This is a genomic window from Psychrobacillus vulpis (assembly GCF_006861825.1).
GTDB classification, from domain to species: domain Bacteria; phylum Bacillota; class Bacilli; order Bacillales_A; family Planococcaceae; genus Psychrobacillus; species Psychrobacillus vulpis.
The window spans coordinates 14098-34998 of sequence record NZ_VDGI01000009.1; the positions used below are offsets into that span (position 1 = coordinate 14098).

17 protein-coding genes and 1 pseudogene are annotated in these 20901 nt (G+C 31.4%); 2 read left to right on the forward strand and 16 right to left on the reverse strand.

Annotation, left to right across the window (positions count from 1 at the left end; genetic code table 11):
• The 13 genes from FG384_RS09645 to FG384_RS09700 form a co-directional block, all read right to left on the reverse strand.
• Complete coding sequence (locus tag FG384_RS09645) at positions 1-1620, reverse strand: spore germination protein (protein ID WP_142642395.1); 1620 nt, start codon at positions 1618-1620, stop codon at positions 1-3.
• Positions 1621-2240: 620 nt separating this feature from the next.
• The gene (locus FG384_RS09650) at positions 2241-3419 is read right to left on the reverse strand and encodes a NupC/NupG family nucleoside CNT transporter (RefSeq protein ID WP_142642396.1); all 1179 of its coding nucleotides are present in this window, start codon (positions 3417-3419) and stop codon (positions 2241-2243) included.
• Positions 3420-3778: 359 nt separating this feature from the next.
• Positions 3779-3928 (reverse strand): hypothetical protein, encoded by a 150-nt coding sequence (locus FG384_RS19795; protein ID WP_166462424.1) that lies wholly within the window; start codon positions 3926-3928, stop codon positions 3779-3781.
• 441 nt (positions 3929-4369) lie between these two features.
• Complete coding sequence (sstT, locus tag FG384_RS09655; RefSeq protein WP_142642397.1) at positions 4370-5611, reverse strand: serine/threonine transporter SstT; 1242 nt, start codon at positions 5609-5611, stop codon at positions 4370-4372.
• Positions 5612-6511: 900 nt separating this feature from the next.
• Complete coding sequence (locus tag FG384_RS09660; RefSeq protein ID WP_142642398.1) at positions 6512-8233, reverse strand: hypothetical protein; 1722 nt, start codon at positions 8231-8233, stop codon at positions 6512-6514.
• 699 nt (positions 8234-8932) lie between these two features.
• A complete protein-coding gene (locus FG384_RS09665; protein ID WP_142642399.1) occupies positions 8933-9697 on the reverse strand; it encodes an NERD domain-containing protein in 765 nt (254 codons plus the stop codon).
• A 38-nt stretch (positions 9698-9735) separates the two neighbouring features.
• Positions 9736-10608, reverse strand: a complete 873-nt coding sequence (locus FG384_RS09670) for a hypothetical protein (RefSeq protein WP_142642400.1) — start codon at positions 10606-10608, stop codon at positions 9736-9738.
• Between the two features lie 343 nt (positions 10609-10951).
• Entirely contained in the window at positions 10952-11158 is a 207-nt protein-coding gene (locus tag FG384_RS09675; protein ID WP_142642401.1) for a hypothetical protein, read from the reverse strand.
• 493 nt (positions 11159-11651) lie between these two features.
• On the reverse strand, positions 11652-11906 hold the full coding sequence (locus tag FG384_RS09680; protein ID WP_142642402.1) for a hypothetical protein: 255 nt from the start codon (positions 11904-11906) through the stop codon (positions 11652-11654).
• A gap of 862 nt (positions 11907-12768) precedes the next feature.
• Positions 12769-13881 carry a DUF5677 domain-containing protein gene (locus FG384_RS09685; protein ID WP_142642403.1) on the reverse strand — a complete coding sequence of 371 codons (1113 nt, stop codon included), beginning with the start codon at positions 13879-13881 and terminating at the stop codon, positions 12769-12771.
• Positions 13882-13990: 109 nt separating this feature from the next.
• A complete protein-coding gene (locus FG384_RS09690) occupies positions 13991-14212 on the reverse strand; it encodes a GmrSD restriction endonuclease domain-containing protein (RefSeq protein ID WP_142642404.1) in 222 nt (73 codons plus the stop codon).
• A gap of 143 nt (positions 14213-14355) precedes the next feature.
• Positions 14356-14874, reverse strand: coding sequence for a hypothetical protein (locus FG384_RS09695; protein ID WP_142642405.1), 519 nt, complete (start codon positions 14872-14874; stop codon positions 14356-14358).
• Positions 14875-14891: 17 nt separating this feature from the next.
• A complete protein-coding gene (locus FG384_RS09700; protein WP_142642406.1) occupies positions 14892-15878 on the reverse strand; it encodes a hypothetical protein in 987 nt (328 codons plus the stop codon).
• Positions 15879-16783: 905 nt separating this feature from the next.
• Between FG384_RS09700 and FG384_RS09705 the strand changes: the two genes are divergently transcribed.
• Positions 16784-17635, forward strand: coding sequence for a GIY-YIG nuclease family protein (locus FG384_RS09705; protein ID WP_142642407.1), 852 nt, complete (start codon positions 16784-16786; stop codon positions 17633-17635).
• Between the two features lie 156 nt (positions 17636-17791).
• Here the strand turns inward: FG384_RS09705 and FG384_RS09710 are convergent, their stop codons facing one another.
• The 3 genes and pseudogenes from FG384_RS09710 to FG384_RS09720 all read right to left on the reverse strand — a co-directional run bounded on the left by FG384_RS09710 (position 17792) and on the right by FG384_RS09720 (position 19822).
• Positions 17792-18028, reverse strand: coding sequence for a hypothetical protein (locus FG384_RS09710; RefSeq protein ID WP_142642408.1), 237 nt, complete (start codon positions 18026-18028; stop codon positions 17792-17794).
• Positions 18029-18347: 319 nt separating this feature from the next.
• Positions 18348-18593, reverse strand: a pseudogene (locus FG384_RS09715) (tRNA-dihydrouridine synthase); the annotation flags it as partial.
• Between the two features lie 428 nt (positions 18594-19021).
• Positions 19022-19822: a hypothetical protein gene (locus tag FG384_RS09720; RefSeq protein WP_142642409.1), complete on the reverse strand. Its 801-nt coding sequence runs from the start codon at positions 19820-19822 to the stop codon at positions 19022-19024.
• A gap of 125 nt (positions 19823-19947) precedes the next feature.
• Between FG384_RS09720 and FG384_RS09725 the strand changes: the two genes are divergently transcribed.
• Positions 19948-20745: a DNA adenine methylase gene (locus FG384_RS09725; RefSeq protein WP_166462425.1), complete on the forward strand. Its 798-nt coding sequence runs from the start codon at positions 19948-19950 to the stop codon at positions 20743-20745.
• The last annotated feature ends 156 nt before the right edge of the window (positions 20746-20901 follow it).

The window sequence follows — 20901 nt, forward strand, 5'->3', positions numbered from 1 at the left end:
TTAAACCCCTTCATACTCCTTATTTTTTGGTGGCTCTGGTTTTGCAGAGGCTGAATCTTGTTGCCTAACTATATTTTGTTGATTGATTAGACTAGGTCGAGTAAACATTTTCCATCTAGGCAAGCGAATAAACGTATCCTCTTGATCGGGAAGATTAAATGGAGCTACTGGAGACATATAAGGCACGCCAAAAGAACGCAAACTGCATAAATGCAGAAGTAGGGCAATTAAACCAATCGTTATTCCTACTAAACCAAAAGAAGCAGCTAGTGCCATAAACCCAAAGCGTAGCATCCTGACAGAGATAGCTAAGTCGTAAGTTGGAGACACGAAACTAGAAATAGCGGTTATTGAAACCACGATTACCATCGCAGCAGAAATTATGCCTGCTTCAACCGCTGCTGTTCCAATAACAAAAGCGCCTACTATAGACATGGCTGAACCGATGTTTCGTGGCATTCTTACGCCTGCTTCACGCAAGATTTCAAAGGTGACTTCCATTATGATTGCTTCAACAAATGCAGGAAATGGGACACCTTCTCGTTGGGCTGCCAGACTAATAAGGAGTGCAGGCGGTAGCATTACATGATGAAAAGTTGTGATTGCAATAAAAAATGCAGGTGCAAGCAATGCAATCGTGAATGCAAAAAAACGAAGGAGTCGAATAAGACTCGCAATATCCGCCCGTTGATAGTAATCTTCAGAGGATTGGAAAAATTGGGTGAATAATGCTGGAACAATTAGCACAAAGGGTGTTCCATCAACCAAAATTGCAATTCGCCCTTCCAATAGTGCCGCAGCTACAATATCGGGACGTTCTGTATTGAAAACAGTGGGAAAAGGTGATAGAGGCGCATCCTGAATCAATTCCTCGATGTTTCCACTTTCAAGAATTCCATCAATATCTATTTTATCCAAACGCAAACGGACTTCTTTCACTGTTTTGTCATTTACAATTCCGTTGATATACATCATGGAAACATTCGTTTTCGTTCGTTTTCCAATAACTTTTGATTCCATCCAAAGATTCGGGTCTTTAATTTTTCTACGGACTAAGGCTGTATTTACACGCAAATTTTCGGAGAATCCTTCGCGTGGCCCTCTTACTACCATCTGTGCCGTTGATTCCGTTACTCCACGCTCAACCCATTGCCTATTGGAAATGATTAAACCTTGGGCATATCCATCGATTAAAAGAATCGTATCCCCCGATAAAAGTCCAGAAAAAAGTTCTTCAAAATTAGTTAGTTCTTTAATTTCTCCTACTGTCATGGCAAAATCTTTTAATACGCTAATAAGATTTTGTTCAGGAGATACCTTTTTCTGTAATTCGGTCCCTTTGATATCGAGCATGAGCGTTTCCAAAATGAAATTTTGTAATGAGTCTGTATCGGTTAATCCATCTGTATAGATGATACCGGCTTTAATAGTTTCTTCTTTTCCGATTCGAATTTCTCGAATGATAATATCCGAGCTTTTTCCAAGGGAATCTTTTATTATTTGTATATTTTCTTGTAGATTTGTTTTTAATTCGTTTGTTGAACTTGTCTTCATCATTTGGCTAGTTGAAATAGAATTAGAATGTATTTTAGAATTACTTTTCTTTCTAAAAAAGCTCATACACTACCTCATTTACTGTTTGTTTTTTTTTCGAACTTAAATATAATTTTGTTTATTACTTTGCCAATTAGGAAAATATCGCTTGATTCGTTAACTTTTCTATTAATCAAGTTGATGAGTTATAGATTCTCATTTTCATTAGCATGAAGAAACTCCTTTTAACGAAAAAGACTGAAAACACATACAATTTGTTTTAATTTGTTAAATCATACTACATTTAATAAATAGCAGGATATTTTCGACAAAACTTCTAAATAAGGGACAAAAAAAGTGAATAAACAAATGCACTTACCAAATCTACCTATGAATAAAAATACTGCAGTGATGAATTATGCTTTCGTCGACACTGTACACCCAAGTGCCACTCTCCACTCTCAAAGATTAGTGACAATAGTTTTGACAATGAAACTTATTTTGTCAACGTGACTTGGAAACTACGAATAGTCTACCCTAGCCACATGGGCGATGGAGGCGGATAAATCATAACACAACCAAAAAGCCACGATCACCGAGCATTTTCGGTAATCGCGGCTTTTATATTTTCATTAATCGAATTCAATCAAATGAATAACTTTATGGTGCTTTTGTTTTTTTATTACTGTTTACCATTCTTTTTCTGATTATAGGATAAAGCTTACAATAACTGCTGACAATATGCTCACTAACGTTGCTCCGTATAAAAGTTTCAAGCCTAATCGTGCTACAACGTTTCCTTGTTTTTCATGAAGCCCTTTTACAGCACCTGAAATGATTCCAATGGAAGAGAAGTTTGCAAAGGAAACAAGGAACACTGAAATGATTCCGATTGATCGTTCACTTAAATTTGACGCTAATTCATTTAATGAGAGCATCGCTACAAATTCGTTTGTAACTAATTTGGTAGCCATAATACCACCTGCTGTTACTGATTCTGAAACAGGGATACCCATTAAAATCGCAAATGGAGCAAAGACATATCCCATAATTTCTTGGAACGAGACCCCAAATATCATATCAAATAAGGTATTTACTCCTGCCATTAATGCTACGAATCCAATTAACATCGCCGCAACTATGGTTACAACCTTGAATCCATCTAAAATATACTCCCCCAACATTTCGAAGAAGCTTTGTTTTTCTGATTGCACAATAAGGAGATCTTCTTCTTCGGTTACAGTGTATGGATTGATGATGGAAGCAATGATGAATCCTCCAAATAAATTAATCACGATTGCCGTTACGACATATCTCGGTTCAATCATTGTCATATAAGCTCCGACAATAGACATCGATACAGTAGACATCGCAGACGCAGATAATGTGTATAGACGCTGAGGGGATAATTGTCCAAGCTGTTTTTTCACTGTAATAAATACTTCAGATTGTCCAACTATAGCGGATGCTACCCCGTTGTATGATTCTAATTTACCCATGCCGTTTACTTTACTGATTGCCCAGCCAATCCATTTCATTATGAAAGGAAGCACTTTAATATGCTGCAGAATTCCAATCAGAGCCGAAATGAATACTATCGGAAGTAGAGCAGTTAAGAAGAAAGGAGCTTGTCCTTCATTCGCAAGGCCACCGAATACAAAATTAATTCCTTCGTTAGCGAATTCGAGTAATTTTTCAAACCCAGCTGCGATTCCCTCAATAAGAATCAATCCAAATTTCGTATTCAGTAATAAAAAAGTTAAAATTACTTGAATAACGAGCATCTGGATAATTGGTCTGACTTTTATTTCTTTCCGATTGTTACTTGCAATCCAGGCAAGACCTAGCACGACAATTAAGCCGACGATTGAGATTAAATAATTCATTTAATGCCTCCACAAAGTTGTATTAATGAAAGGTCGAACGTCTGACCAATTAAATCACTTAATAAGTATACATTTATTACTTACCATGTCCAAGGAAACTATTCCCTCTTGTCTTTTTACTAAACCAATCTTCCGATACAGATAACAAAAAAAGCCACGATCATCGAATCATCTTCGGTAATCGTGGCCCTTATCTTAAACTCAAATTTCCCATTTATTTATGTCGTTATGCATAATTACTAATGATAAAAAAAGATGCGAGTCCTAAACTCCCATCTTTTTTTATATTTACCAATTTTTTTATGGAGGTGGCAGGATTTGAACCCGTGTCCATTAGTCTTCCTATGTTTTCATTCATATTATTTATCTGTTTGTTTTTGCTTTTTTTTCAAATACTCCGCACGTATTTTTTCAAGTTGCTCCTTTTTATCAAATTTGGCAGGCTTGTGTTTTTCATGATACTTTGCCACAGCCACCTGACCTTTGGTATCCAATTGATATTTACCCACTTTGTTCACCTACTTTTCTTGTCTTTAAAGAGAATCTATTCAACAAATATAATATACCTTATTTTACTGAAGTAAACCTTTTTACTTTATTATTGTACTGCCTAACCTTGCATATACCAGTAAAAACTTAGTAAAATAATTCATAGCCAAATTGTATTCATTATACTTATCTTTACGACCTTAAATTTGCTGATTCATTTTAAAGTCATCAATCAAGTCGCTAATTTTAACTAAAACAAAAAACCTCTTCCAGTTATTTGTTATAAATAAATAAAAGAGAGTTTAATTTTTGAAATATAAATAGTTGTACGTTGACTGCCATGATCCGGGTCAATCATTACACAACCAAAAAGCCACGATCACCGAATCATCTTCGGTAATCGTGGCTTTTAAATCATCTAAATCGCAGTCTATTAATTCTTTCTACTATTGTCGTAGATTCTAGGAATTCACAGAAACTACTTTACCCTGTTTACCTTCTTTACGTTCTTTAGCGTACTCCGCAGTAGCTGTGAACAGTACGTCAGAAGATGAATTCAGTGCAGTTTCACAAGAATCTTGAATAACACCGATGATAAAACCAACACCTACAACTTGCATTGCAATATCAGCTGGAACTCCAAATAAATTACATGCTAGTGGGATAAGTAAAAGTGATCCACCTGCAACACCTGATGCACCTGCTGCAGAGACAGCTGCTACAACAGTAAGCAGAAGTGCAGTCACAAAATCAACTTCAATACCAAGCGTATTTACTGTTGCAAGAGTTAGCACAGCAATTGTAACGGCTGCACCGGCCATATTAATAGTAGCACCTAAAGGGATTGACACTGCATAAGTATCCTCATCTAAGCCTAGTTTTTCACATAATTTCATATTTACCGGAATATTTGCAGCTGAACTACGTGTAAAGAATGCATAAATACCACTTTCTCTTAAAACCATGAAAACAAGTGGATAAGGATTTTTTCGCGTATAGATGAATACGATTAACGGATTCACTACAAGTGCGATAAACAACATACATCCAACTAAAATTAAAATTAATCTACCGTAATCAAGTAAAGCAGAAAGACCACTTGTTACAATTGCACTAAAAACAAGCCCCATAATACCAAGCGGTGCTAAATTAATCACCCATTGTACTACTTTAGTGATTGCATCCGAAAAATTACCTAACATGTCTTTCGTATTTTGATTCGCATTTTTTAATGCAATCCCAAGAACGATTGCCCACATTAATATACCTAGATAGTTAGCATTTATGATTGCAGCAACTGGATTGGAAACTAAGTTAAATAGTAATGTTTGAAGAACTTCCAGAATACCTTCTGGTGGAGAGACGTCTTCTGCTCCTGTTGTCAATGTTAATGTAACTGGGAACATAAAGCTTGCAACTACAGCAACAGCCCCAGCTAGGAATGTACCAATACCATAAAGACCAAGAATCGATTTCATATTCGTTTTCTTGCCCTTTTTATGTACGGCAATCGCATGCATTACTATGAATAATACTAATATTGGTGCAACTGCCTTTAATGCACCGACAAATAAAGATCCGAAAATGGAGACCCAACTTGCGGCTTTAGGAACCGTTAAAGCTAAAATAAGACCTACAATAATACCAATCATAATCCTTTTTACTAAGCTCATTTGATTCCATTTAACAAATAAATTTTTCATTCTACTATCCCCCAAAATTTTCTTAAAACTCCCATAATAAAAAAAATCACAATCACTTCTCCCCGATAAAATAATATGTACTTATTTTAACTTTAAGTAGACTGATATTTTATTCTAACACAAATTTTTAGAATTTTGTAATGGTTATTTATGTTAGAATACTTTTTACATGGAAAAGTTTGGGGTATTATAGAAACAACAAAAAGCCACAATCACTGAATTATCTTCAGAATCTTAGTGTGTGTCCCTGTGTCAGAGACAAACATGAAAATCATAACATTCACGTTTGTTTGAATTAACATGAATGTTTTTAACACAGGGTAGCTGTTTTAAATCTCGCTATAGTTGTTAATTGGCATGTTAGCTATGACTACTCTGCTGACTCTGCCTTGTATATATGAATTGCTTTATTTTAGGCAGTCGAAGAAACAGCGAATAATTCAAGTAGCTAGCAAGAGGTTTCCAATTAATAAGAAAAGTACTTATAGAGCTATCAAAGAGAGTAACTTTTTCATAAGAAGCTTTATTAAGCTAACTGTACTTAATCGTTTCCAGAGTGCTTTGGATCAGACTTTGGCTACACCAGTACCGACGGATAATAATTAAATGAGCTGGAAGTGAGCGTTTTCACTTCCAGCTCCATCGTTTTCGGTAATCGTGTGGCGGTCGTCTATCCGTTAAACTCCTGCAACTTTTAGGCACATGTTGCCTATGATTTTGTTAATGAGAGAATTAATTCTGTCCTATTCATAAAGGTGAGACCGAAGATACAATTTCGGTCGCTCTGTTGCTGCTTTATATGATGGACGCTTCTTAGTTTTCTTTTTCTTCTTCCTTAGTTTTCGCATCATTCATACTAGTAAAGGGATATCTTTAGGAATCAAAAATTTTTAAGAAGACTTATAACTTTGAATCGTATTTTTCTAGTATCTTCTTTTCTAAATCTCTAAAATTATTTTGACTTTTTAAAAATTCCCTATTGAGAACATTGTCTTCTAAATCGATTACTAAATAGAATAATCCTAAATCATCCAAAAACTCAATCAAGGTGTTTTTCCTATTTCCATACTCATGAATCCAAGCAAACCCTTCACTATTTAAGAAAATTGTTGGTTCAATATAGTCATTTGAAACAAAAATATTACAATGATACGACAAGTAATTGATATTTGCTGAACCTGTATCAGAATCTATTTTTTCTGTTTCCTGTTTGCATATACAAATGAAATCTATACAATCTATCCAAGCCTCAATATAATATAACCAATCTTTTAACTCGGGTGTATCTATCTCTAAAATATTATACTTATGAAGCTTTTTAAATGAATTGTAATATAGTTTTTTTGGTTGATGATATTTTTTTATTTCTTCTCTCAAAATCGAATTATCAGGCAATATTATTTTTTCGTAATCATTTAAATTAATTACTTCATGTATTAATCTACTGATAACCGAACACAAAATAGTGTTTTCACTGTAGTTTTCGCTTATTTTTTCTAACTCATTTTTACTAAGTGGACCAACCATTATAAAAGTATCTATTACCTCGTATAAAAAATCCTTAACAAAGTCTTTAATTAAGTCCGGCAAGTTAGCTATATATGGAATATTCATGAAATAATTAAATAATAAAAAACACTTCAAGGAATCTGTTTGTTTATAAATATGATATCTATTTTTATTATATAATTGTAAATTAATCAGTTTTCTGTAATTGCCTCTTGTGTTATAGAAAGCTTCGCGTAATTGATTTACTGAAATGTCTGTATCCATTCTTGAAGCAATTATCAAAAATTCCGGCCATTCCAGATTAGATATATATATATTTTCTCGAATTATAGATTCCATTAATGAATTATTATACTGTAAATCTATACATTTTTCCTTGTCTATTATAAAGAAGAATGACAAGTCAGCTTCCAGAAAAAGCATTTTATTTTCTAATACGAAGCTATTAAAACTAAGATTATCCATTTTATCTAATTCATCAATAATGAAAAAAACTTTATAGTAATTGGAGATTAGATTTAAAATTTTGATTAGTTTATTTTGTATATCGTCTTTATAAAAATTTTTTGTTTTAATAATTTTTGTTTGAAATAAATCCTTATCTTTTTCAGATCTGCTTTCTGAAATACTTCCATTAAAATTAAATATTTCAACAAATGGGATTTTAATTTTAAATCCCGCTTGGTCCTTAGATTCTTGGGAGACTAAGTGTTCTTTATTGATTATTTCTTCATGTATAACATTAAAGAAAATCTCATATTTTAAAGATTTTATAAGAGATATAATTTCAGATTTTGTATTTTCATCAATTTTTTCAGAATCTAAATTTATATTTTCCACATATGTAAACACATCTCTAAAAAAATTATTGTTATTTTTAGTTAAGTTAAATTTGAAAAAAAGGTAATCTTTTTTATCTTTAAATTTATTTAGATAATAATTTATTATAGTAGACTTACCCACACCTCTATTTCCAGACAGTACTGTTAGCCCAGGTATACAATTAATAATTATTTCTTCTATTCTATTCACTTTCTGAAAGTAATTCGGTGAAAATAAAGTGAATTTAAGTTGTTCATCGCTTAATGCTTTGATTGTATAATTCCTTTTCATAAACTTTTCCCCCTTGTATTTTGATGAAAGCTTGTACCTTAGCAATAGATTTCATAATTCTCTTACCCTCCAATATACAATAATTATTGGATATTACTTAGCTAATTTTTCTAAGTAGAGTGGGGATTATTTATTTTTTTAAGATAGGACATAATTGCTGGTTAGGATCCTAACTTTCTAACCTTTTAATTTCAGACTGTTGAATTCTTTTATTTGATAAACTTCTCCTCTTATTAGCACAAATCAGATTAGAGAACTTAATCTTGATAAAGGATAAAACATCCTAAATAAAAATAAAACATAAACTTTCCAAAAGGAAAATTTATGCTTTATGTCACTTTGATATGACTACGTTTCTCAGCCATTTAAATATAGAGCGGCGGGACTTCAACCCAAGCCTCTCTAAAACGCTGTCATATAAAGGTTTCGAGGCGTTTTTCATGCTTTTTCCATGCGTTTTTCATGCCCTTTTAATATCTCTGACCACTGTTTTGACTATGTTTTTAAAAATCTGCTTACGGAGACGAGAAATTTTATTGTAATGGAGTTTCACTCCATTGATATTAATAAATAATTGCAGAAAAATTTGTATAAAAAGAATTCAATTCCTACCTATTTCTATCGTCTTCAAGGATATATTAAGATGAATAAACTTAGTTCTAATGATATCAGTACATTGCCTCTCCAACATATCCCTATTTATTTTGAATTTTGTAATTTTTCTAAAAGTACCTGCGCATATTCTTCTATGCTTCTAAATACTGTTTGTTGGTCCAAATCAATACCATTTAAGATGATTTTTCTATGCGCTTTTAAAAATTCTATTTCAAATACTGGGTCAAAGGTTTCCAATTCAAGATAAAATTTGTAACCAGCGAAGCTGAAATCAAAAGGTATTCGAATGATAGGTATGCTAGTATAAATGTAGTCTATTTCTTTATTTAATTGATATAATTCCTCAACTGATGAAGCATTTGCAAGACTTTCATAGAAATTCGTTGTATTTACAATTGGAATTTCTGTATTGATTTCAACATCTTTTCCTAAGTAATTATGTGAAAAAATTATGGCTTTTAGTGATGTAATTTCAGTTTGTACAGAGTATCTTTGTTTGATTAATTCCCAATTTTCTTGAATAGCAAATAACTGATCTGGCGCTTTTTTTAGAGCATCTCTAAACTGATTATCCAGACTCTTAATTTCTGAATAAGAATTTGGATTAAAAAAATGTTTTACTTCAATATATAATACAAAACCATTATCATTATCTACAATTAAAATATCTAATTCTCTTTTTTGTTTCTTTTTATTAGGTATAGGGAGATTAAAATTTGTTATTACAATTGACTCTGGATATTTTAACTTAATAAGTTGTTCAATAAGAGGTATTACTCTTTCTTTAAGCTTGTCTTTTATTCTTAAATACCGCTCGTTGTCGTATTTTCTTAAATTATTTAATAACATAGTCTCACTTGAATCATTTGATAATAATACGAGTGGATTTAATAATAGATATCATCTTTTGTGCATATGACTGGTGAGTCTGAAAGATGAGATTTTGGAAATAGTCCATTCCCAATTGGTTTATATATTAAGTCATTGAGAACTTTTTCAACCATTTCTTTATCCTGAGAAATAGTGTATTCTACTAATTTTTCTCTACCATATGGAGATAATACCACCATTACTTTAGCCGGCTTTATTCTATTGAGATTAAAATCTTCTCTATATAGTCTAATAAAACGCCTCATAGCAGCGGAAGTAAAAAATGATGAAATTCCTCCCCAATCTTGACGTGAATATGGCTCAAAATCATCATACATCATATTTTCGTTCCAAAAACTAAAATATCCCTCAGTTAATTCCCAAGCGGCTTCCTCAATTGGCTTTTTTTCTAACATCCCTGATGTCATCTGTAATGTATAGCTAAGTGACTTTTTCATTATATATTTCAAAAAAAATTCATATTGTCCACGGGGCAAATTATCTTGTTGAACAGTAATTGTTTTTTTTTCTTCGTTTATATTCATTCTTGTTTTGTTTGACCTTACAGCAGGAAAAACTTCACACAACATTGAATACTCCATACCAAATATCAAGTTTTCAAAGCAAACCAAATATAAATTTTGATCAAAATTAAAATCAGTAGTATCCTCTTCCTTTAATTTTTTATAAGCAAGAAATGTATTATAACTTAATGAAAATACTATATGTTTCTCAACCTGTGAAAACCAAAGTTGATTTTTGATAATATAATCTATATAAACTAAGTTCATATGGTAAATATATTTATATCTAGGTATATTCTCATCTAATTTATTGTATAAATATTGATCTACCTCATCCTCAATTTGTTTTATTCGCTCATTGATCATATTGCTACCTACCTTTTATCAATTATATTTAAATACATTAGAGTTTCTTTTTAAATTTAAACGCTCGATATTCATCCTTCTATGCAGAATAATTCGATAATGTTAAATTCGCACTACTTCTCTACTTTTCATCTGGAGCAAAATTAATGGGTTCATTGTTATAATAACTACATATGTTACCTTGTCAAAAATTTTTGGAGCTATAGCTTTAGGAAAGAAATTAAATCCATTATTCAATTGTTCTCATTTTTATTCAAATTCTTTAAAATTTCGTGAGTTACCTACCTTCTCTCTAGTATTTATAAGTAGTTTGTATGCAGACTCGGGTAGTGCGTGGAACTGTTCAGGCCCTATTATATGTGTAATCACTTTTAATGAATGTTAAAAAAGCATATGAAGTTACCCACTCACTATCTTGGAGTTTAGACTTCATATGCTCTATTTTAATTCGTTCATCGAAATGTAAATAATTCTTTTGTTTATACTTTGACCATTCGATACTAGAAGAGCTAGGAAGGTAATTTAATGGTCGTGATCCCTTCCGTATCATAACAGAGCAACCTCCTAGACTAATGTTGTATCATTTATTCATAAGAATAAATGCTCTGCTGACCACTATACTTTACTTTGTTAAAAGCGAAAGTCTTTAAAACACTCAATTATAATTACATTGTGGAGGTAATTACAACTGTGATAAGTTTAACTGACTTGCCAGACCTGCAACTACTGTTACTGTATCTAGAAATCATATGACAGTTTGGTGAGGTTCTTAACGTTAAGAAACTTGCCAAGAATGAAAGCTATCTCTCTCATAACTATTTTTAAGACTACTAAATTATATAATCTATACTAATTTTAGTCAATTTAACCTATTATAATATCTTCAGGTTTAATTAATAATTTTGGAAAGAGGGTTTTGAAGAGGCCTTTTCCATTAAATGAGCTCCACATGAACCCAAACTATTCAGAATTATAATAGTGCCTGTAATAGAAATAAAGATGGTTCATTTGTCACGTTTGTATAAATATTGTTTACCAATCCATTAACACCCAATCAAATGGACGCCTTCAATCTTTCGTACCCGAATTTGTTTTTCAAGTTCTTTCCGTGCTTTCTTGTTTCCCAATATGCTTAAAGTTGTACTAAACCCACCATTATTAACATCCCGATACAATCCTTTAATTTTTCTCTTAATATAGTTGGCCAAATAGAAAGTAATGGCATGACGTTCACACTCATACACTTTATTATTAATTAACCAATCCGCAAGACGCTCGACATGTATCTCGTCTAGCAAAAGGTAGAAACCCTCTAGGTACTTTGCTAACCCAATAATTGTGTTTACTTTCGCATTTGCCTACTTTGCACAACTAGCTCCCAATTGATCGTAATGCTCTTGTCCCTTATATTAACAAGCATAATATTTTATCAGAGCAATCGCTTCACTTTTTTCAACATTGAATTCGATTAAATCATTCTGTGCCCCCCTGAACCATTAGGAGGGCACCGAAAAAATATAGAAAATATAAAAAACATGGCAGAAATTTGCTATTTTCATAATTCTATAAAAGTAAAAAGTCGATTTGTACCAAAATTTTGGTACAAATCGACTTTTTCAGGTCCTCCCCATTAGTCCGAGGGAACATAAAATACTCTTCAACATCCAACTAAAATCTATTAACCCTATTGATATCAAGCTATTTTAACACTATTAACGCCATGCACTCCACATGTGTGGAGTGTATGTGGCAACACAAGGGATGTTGGTGGGTTTAATTATATAAAATCGGTTCCCATTAAGCGGAATCGAGTTTTTTTACTAATCGTCTACTGTTGCTTATCCAAGGATTATCTCCTTCCTTATAATAACTGGTAAAATACGTTTATTAACTTCAATTAGGTTCTAGATGGTTGATTCCTCGACAATTATTTTTACTTGCTATTGCTCTGTTTTAATATTTGGATGAAATGCTATTATCCAAGCTTCTTTGCAATCGCTTAAATAACCTTTTTCAACTACATAGATATTCGAAGTTTATGTGCTTTGCAATAAAAGAAAGGTGGGAAAGTTCCTTGAATAAAAAACGTAACAGAATCTGCCGAAGCTTAATCCGTTACGTTTATATGAACTATTACAAAGCTAAAAGACAAATATAGAACTATCTTTCTTCGCGAAGACTAAGCTCATCATTAATAATTTCTTCTTCAACCTTCTCAAATTCTTCAAAAATTTCATTCATGAACTTACCCAATGTTTTTATATATATTAAATTGTCTATTGAAGGGTCCGTATTAAGATACGTTACTATAGTCTCATACAAAGTAAATATTTCTAGTTGTCCAGGGATTCTTAATCCTAAATTACTTGGACCAAAAATATATGCTGGCGATTCCATACCTTCCATGTCTATTGTACCTAAGCTAGCAAATGTACCTAAAGGGCTTGAGTGTATTTGATAGTTCGCTTTCTGATAAAAAGAAGTAGTTTCCTCATGAACTCTTATATGATTTTCAAGATCTTTAAAGTAAATACGTCTTTTTAGGTTACTAAAAATTGGTCTTGCCCATTCGTAATCCCATCTAAATTTATCTCCATATTTTTTAAGAACCTTATGGTAGTTAATTTTTAAATCATTATAATATGTATTTTCTGGGGTAGTTTTCCCATAGTTTCTAAGTTCTTTATACTCCTCTATTATTGATGCATCATTAAATCTAGTTAAAAGCTCTTTCAAAATCCTTTCATCATCAGAACACTTTAAAAATAGCAACAGAATAATTTTTGATTCATGGGCTGTTCGCCAACGAGAGAGTGCAGCATCTGCAAAGCCCCCCTCTAAAAGATAAATTATTTCCTTTGCTAAAATAATCTGTTTTGCAAGTAACTTCATAATTGTATAATATTTCAAAGTATGTTCGGAAGTATTCTCATCTAATATCTTAATTTCCTTTGATTTATTTATATCATTAGCACAAATTTCTTCAGTAATAATAATAAACCCATTAAACAAAGCTAAAGGTTTTAACCATCGTTGTTTAATGCGTGATCTAAATTCGCAATGTAATAGCCTTTCCGATTCCAAAGGTTCATACATATTATCTTTCAAAATTTGATAAAAACCCTCGGCAATATTATCGAATAAATCTTCATCAAGTGAATTTTCAATGGCCTGTAATAATATATCTTCAGACAATTTCTTTCCTTCTCGTTCATATTGCTCAGATATATTTTCTACAGCTTTATTGAATAATTGTTCGAAAGTTAAATTCATTATTTCCCCCCTGAATTTCTATTAGTCTAAACTTATATCTTTGAATAACACTTCTAACCTTTTAATTGTAGTAGTACTTTACTATTGTATTTATCATAATTCTAATTCTTTATATTCTTAGTCTATTACTCAATTCAAGACTCGATATCAAATAACTAGATAATAATTCTGTTCTATTATCTATATTCTCAATGGTCCATGATTTTTTATTAACTATTTCATTATTTAAAGAAAGTCCATTCTTAAATCCAATGTAAATTCCATTTTTATCTTGTTTATTCGATTTAATATTAAATGAAGAGTTGGACAAACTAGCATTGTACGCTGTCATTGGTTAGATTACCTAACTTATGTACATGCTCAAATTGTAATTCTTTTGCTAGCATTTCAGCACCATTTGCAATCATACAAATCCATTCATTCGGGAAACTTATATATACAACATTTAAAAAGAGCCTAGAAATTTTCATAATATCATTTTCTGAAAGCTGATGAAAAAACATCATTCAACATTGTTATAACTAAGTTAAATAAGCTAAGTATACCTAAACTAAGCATATTAATATAACATATTTTCGATATTTTAATATATAAAGGGTCTAATGGAGTTTTTACAAAGGGTCCAAATAAGGATATTAATCCTGTTATTAAAAATAATAAGGCAGTGAATACATACGGCCCTATAAAATCAATTAAAGCTTGTCCTTTTTTAACTTCATCACTTTCATAACTTGCTAACTTTTTTAAATCTTCATCTCTAAATGCATCTTTACCCGCAACAAATAACGCTAAAGTAAGTGTCAATCCAGTCGATGATATTGAAAAATATTCTTCCATTTTAAATGATGAGAAATCTATGAAATTTAGCCAAAAAACACCGATAATTGAGCCAAATAAGAAAATCATCCAAATTATAAACAAATATGAAGGCATTAAATTACTTTTTGCTTTCCAAATTACACTTATTGGATTCTTATAAAAATTCCCTTCCATATGGATAAGCTCCCTTCTTATAAGGTAATATCTAAATTAGCTACTTTTTTAATCTTTTTCACTATATTTTTCCCCTTATTCACGCCTTTACCAACCAATGATTTTAAATAACCATTTTTAGCTTGTTCATTTAGCTCGGCTTTTAAACTTTCTAATTTTAAAGGTTGCCCATCTGGACCAACAAGAGTAGTATGTAATTCTTTGGCTTCTGAATTTTTTAATATATTATGCCTATCTAATGGTGGATTACCGTTTGGATAAACAATTACAAAGCTAATTTCTGTATACTCTTTTTGTTCAAATGTTATTGATTCGTAAACGGGGTTAATATTAATTTTCCCTATTTTCCCTATAGCAAATGAGTCATTATTAATAATTCTTTCTAAAGCCGTTATATAATATAGTGCATCCTCTTCAGATTTACTTTCTACTAATATATGTTCTTTTGTAGGCTTGTAATAAGCCTTTAGATTCAAAGGATTTACCAGTTGCTTCTTATTTTTGTCTACATATAATTTTATTTTATAAAATTTTCTTAAATGAGTAATACCCGTACCGATCTTATTTTCGAATTCAAAATTTTCTTCCTCATCAATTTTGTCATCAGTAATTAAATTATATGATTTTATTATAGCGGGATATTTTTTTTCGAATTCATTTCGCAATCGTTTACATTTGTCATTTAATTGTAAAAACTTTTTTGAATAAAAAATTTCTTCTTTTTCTTTGTATTTTAATAATATTTCTTTATACAGCTCATATAATTTGCTACTTTCGTCCTCTAATTTTATAAACCTTTCATTAAATTCTACTTCATTATTTAATTCAGGAATTAATTCATAGACAGTTTCTTTAAATCCTTCTTTTTGTTTTATTCCTATTACATGATCCAGTACAGCAGGAATTAGCTTATTAATTAAATATTCGAATTCATTTTCATTTTTAAAACTAACTATAGTATTAGGTTGAACATTTAATTTAAAAACAAAGTAATTTATATTCATTTACATTCCCTTTTCCTTTCTAAAATTTTATACATCCAATTATATCCTAATAATGACCATAAATTATAATTTTAAGTATATTAATGTTTAATGAGCTATATGGTTATCTCTAACTCCGGAAAAGGGAAAGTCATTTAAAAATAAAAGAAGAAACCTGGTATGTAGGGGGGAATCAGAAAATACCGTTAATGATTGAAACAAGTCCCTAAGTACCAGTATACTTGCTCTTCAAATAAGGAATCGAGGTGAAGCGCTTGTTACCACTCACAGAGCTAGCACCAACCACCATCTAAGCTCGCTTCATTCATAAAATCACAGTAAAAGCAGACGGTCAATAAGAGGTGCATTACCGCACTTCTAAACCGTCTACTTTTTATGTTTCAATAAATATTAAGTTAGATATTCCAAAGACACACTCTAATAAAGCCATACGTAAAAAAAAAACGCTTAATTTTGGCTTAGTCTGTTAGTTAAAGCCACGCATAGCATTCACAATGTGGGGAGTCTATGTGGCATCACATGGGTGTTGGTGGGTTTAGAGTAACTTAACTTCATTTATTATTAAGTTGAAAAGAGTTTTTTATATACAGTATTGTTATCATAGGCCATCTGATGACAATTTTGTTAACACTGATACTTCCAGACATCATTTGAATCACTCTCCTATTTTGATTTGATTCAGTTAGATATATTCATCAACATTTCCTTTTTTTCGATGAATATTATCACTTCGTAGTCTAAGAGTTATATTATACTTTGCTACAATCCTTCTCTTCAGCGCCGGATATATTAGTTGATATTAATCATTCCAGCAACAAACTCTTCGGAAAGTAAAGATATTTCCTTAATTATTTTATATATAAATGTTAAAATTAAAATATTATAATTAAGGTAGGGTATTCTAAATGGAGATACTAAAATTACTAGAAATGTATGGATTAGATACAAACAATAGTATTAAAATTGTTAGACATCAAGATCCTCGTCTTGGAGTAGAGGGAATCCGTAAAGTATATGAAAATAATGAGCTAGAACTATATCAGTCATACCAGGAAAAGGACAAATTTGAAATCGGAGATTATTTAATCTCTTCTATCGGTATAGAAAATTGTCAATCTCTATTTGTAGGTGTATATAAAGTCAAAGATAAAAAAAGTGTAAATGGTTTTCCTAGTAATTGTAATGCATCATTTAAAGGTTTAGCAAAAGTTAATAGTAAATTTAAATATACTTTAGAAAAAATAAATAAATATGAAGATTTAAAAGGACGCGTCATTATAAACTTCGCTGATCGTACCTGGTGTCAAAATGCTAAGAATAAATCTATAAAAGTCGTACAGATTTTACCCAAAGGTTATGTTAAAGAGTTTCCTGGTTATCTGGATTTTATTCTTACTTATCAAGAACTAAAAAATATTATTGATAATAAAACTTCTAATAAAGTATGGCATGACACGCTTTCTAATGTAGCAGGTATCTACTTAATTGTAGACAAAGAAACAGGTCTTCAATACGTGGGTTCTGCCTATGGTAAAGACGGAATACTGGGTAGATGGAAAGTATATGCACAAAGCAAACATGGCAATAATAATCGATTAATAGTGTTAATTAACAAAGACCCTGACTATGCTGATAACTTCCGTTTTACAATTCTTCAAACCATGTCAAAATCGTCTTTAAAAAATGAAGTAATTGCAAAAGAAAGCTTTTATAAAGAAAAACTAGGCTCTAGAGCTTTTGGATTAAACTCCAACTAATAAACCAAGTTTTTCTTAATTAACTTGCACTAAAATAGTTTTAAATTAAAGTCGGCTTTTTGAAATTTCATGTATTATTTATCGCCGATTTGTTAGATAGCTAGTTGCCCCCATTATATAAACAGAGTTAACTGTAATTAAAGTATTTTTTTTTGCTTATCCCTTTTTCCCCAGCCAACCATCTTTCATAGTAAGGAAAGACTTTTTCAAAATTATCTTTGTATATAGGGCAGGGCTTTTTAACTTACTAGATGGTTCCATTTCTGATTTATACACAGTCAAAAATTCTCCATTGGAAACCAGTTTGAAATGGAGCCCTCTTTTAGTTTTTAGTCCTGTTCGATTTTCCACACTTTCTGTAACTAGACTTTTCCAAACTTCTTCTGCATTCATTAGTACTCCTCCTTTAATTTAAATTAAAGAATCTACTATCGTTCTTTTAAATACATTCTATAAAAAAGAACGGATTCCTCTATTCGGAATCCGTTCGTAAATCGTTAACCTAAATCCAACCAAGCAACCGCTTCGCAATGTGCAGAGTGTATGTGGCAACACAAGGATGCTGGTGGGTTTACTACTTTCTTAAGACCCTTTTCCTTCAGAAAACAGACTTTATCAAAACAAAAGTTTCCGGCTGCAAAGGAACTTGAAACTGAATAAAATAAGTACACATGAGTTGATGTGATTCATTTTTTCTCTAGCTTTTTGAGAGTTACATCGTTTCACTGTCCCCGTCCCATAAACATTCTTTTCCAAAGTTATCAAGCAATGCACGCACTTCATCTGATGATTTCGTGTTCATCAATTGATTTCTTAATTCACCAGCTCCACGGAATCCTTTGATATATATTTTGAAAAAGCGATGAAGCCCTGTGATTGAACGTGGTAGTGCTTCCGCATATTGATCTTGAAGATCAAGCTGCAGTCTTAAAAGATCAAGGTACTCTTTACTGCTATGCGAGCATTTTTTTTATTCTTTCTAAAGATTACTGCTCAACAAAAAAAAATAGTAGAGCCATTATATTGAAGTTTATAGATTCATTTACTTCAATTTAACAATTATATTAGATTAAATTAATTCTTCTCTATACTTTGTGTTTCACCAGTAGTATCCGGCTTTGCAAAAAAAGTCAGACTCGGTTAAGGTCGGACTAAATAATATGTTACCTAACATTACATTCAACTTATATATACTGGTCCTCCAAAGCCCGGGTTCAACAACTTTCCATAATACGGTTCCATGACTTTCTTCACTCTGAAATACCGATCTTCATTTTTGGCTCCTGATAATATATAAAAGGACTCTATGTGCTGATAAACAGGACTAAAATGACTGTTATCACTAAAAATCAGGATATTTTCCTTGTCACAGCTGTATAAAGCCACTTATTCCACATGATAAACCATATGATTATCTTCTGATAAGAACACTCTAAACTCTTTAAAGAATATTTTCGAGTTACTTCCAGATTTAATTTGCTGCATATATTTGTTAATTCGTCTTTCTTCTTCTCTAATGTTGAATGTAATTCTATCGATTACCACAATAATATCAAATTTATAATTATCTATTGCCTTTATAATCTGAAGTTCATACTCTCCCCAATTTACATTGTATTTTAGCTTATTTCTTACTTCTTCGTTATTAAGTTCAATCAAGAAACCACTGATTTGAGGTATAATGTGACCCCATAAATCATGTTTAGCTAACTCATTTTCCACTATAATAACTCTATCCAATTCATAATCATATAGAAGACCATCACAAATTCTTCTACCTAATTTTTTTTTGACATCATAATATATTGTATTCTCTCCAAATATGTTTTTATAAGCCTTCTTGACAAAATCTTCGTACTCATTTTCAAGTTCAAAGGCGATTTCTTCATATACCTTATCACCTATGAATAATTTTATATCATTTACTAAATATTTCTTATTTAGTTTTATTACATCCTTATCCGTAGTTGCTAATCTATACCTTTTAGGCTTATAATTTTCATTCACCTCAAAAAGCTCTGAATAACGTTGTGAAAGATCTCTGGATATCATATTTATATGTCCTTGAGGACCATTTTTATTTTCCCCAAATATATTCTTATCAATGAGCTCATAAATATCTCTCGTAGTCATCCAGATATTGTTGTTTTCATTAAACACTTCTACTATTTTATCAAACAAAGCCATTTAACACCCTCCATTGATATTGTGGGCTAATAGCTGATGTTTTAGTACTAAAAAGGTAATTCCCCCCATATATATTTAAATATCAACAAATAATGAGTCCCACTTATCTAAGAATGGAGGGTAATATGAGAAGTCCAATTAAATGGGTTGGCGGAAAATACAAATTGGCAAAACATCTCGTTTCAATAATACCACCTCATGAAGGCTATGTTGAAGTTTTTGGCGGTGCTGGTTGGGTCTTATTTGCCAAGCCAACATCAAAATGGGAAGTGCTCAACGACTTAGATAACAATTTATTTAACTTTTGGCATGTAATAAGAAATCAAAAAGAAGAATTCATTAAAAGCTTTCAATATGAAATAATTAGTCGTACAAGTTTCAATAATTACAAACAAATATATAAAAGTAACTCTTATAAAGACTCTATTGAAAAGGCCCATATTTTATATTACCTATTAGAAGCTGGTATAGGAGCGAGTTTACCTGACGGTGGCGGGAGTGGATTTGGTGCTGCTAAAGATAGAAGTAGGTTAAGACTAGATAAGCTTCCGGATGATATTGAAAAAGCCTACGATAGACTAATTAATGTGACTATTGAGTGTAAAGATTTTAGAGAAATCATTAAATTCTATGATAGTCACACAACCTTTTTCTATTTAGATCCTCCTTACCGTAATACAAGGCGTACTTCATACCCCGTCGGTAACTTTACTGATAAAGATTACGAAGACTTATACCTATTATGTAAAGATATTAAAGGGAAATTTCTCCTAACCCTAAATAACGACCCTTTTATTCAATCACTATTCTCTGAATTTACCATTCTTGATAAAAGAGTATATTATAATGTAAGTACCTCTAATAAAGGTAGAGGAGATTTTTCAGAGTTAATTATTTTAAATTATTCACAGTGCTATTCTTAATCCAGTGATACTTCAATGGAGTAATTGACTGTTATAAAATAAAGCAGTCGAAGTCCAAGAATCTATTACAGATCCTTGGCCCCATCTGACCATCATCTCTTTAAAATATCCCCCCTCATTTCCACACATTATCGTTCACGTTTTTCTCGATTTTTA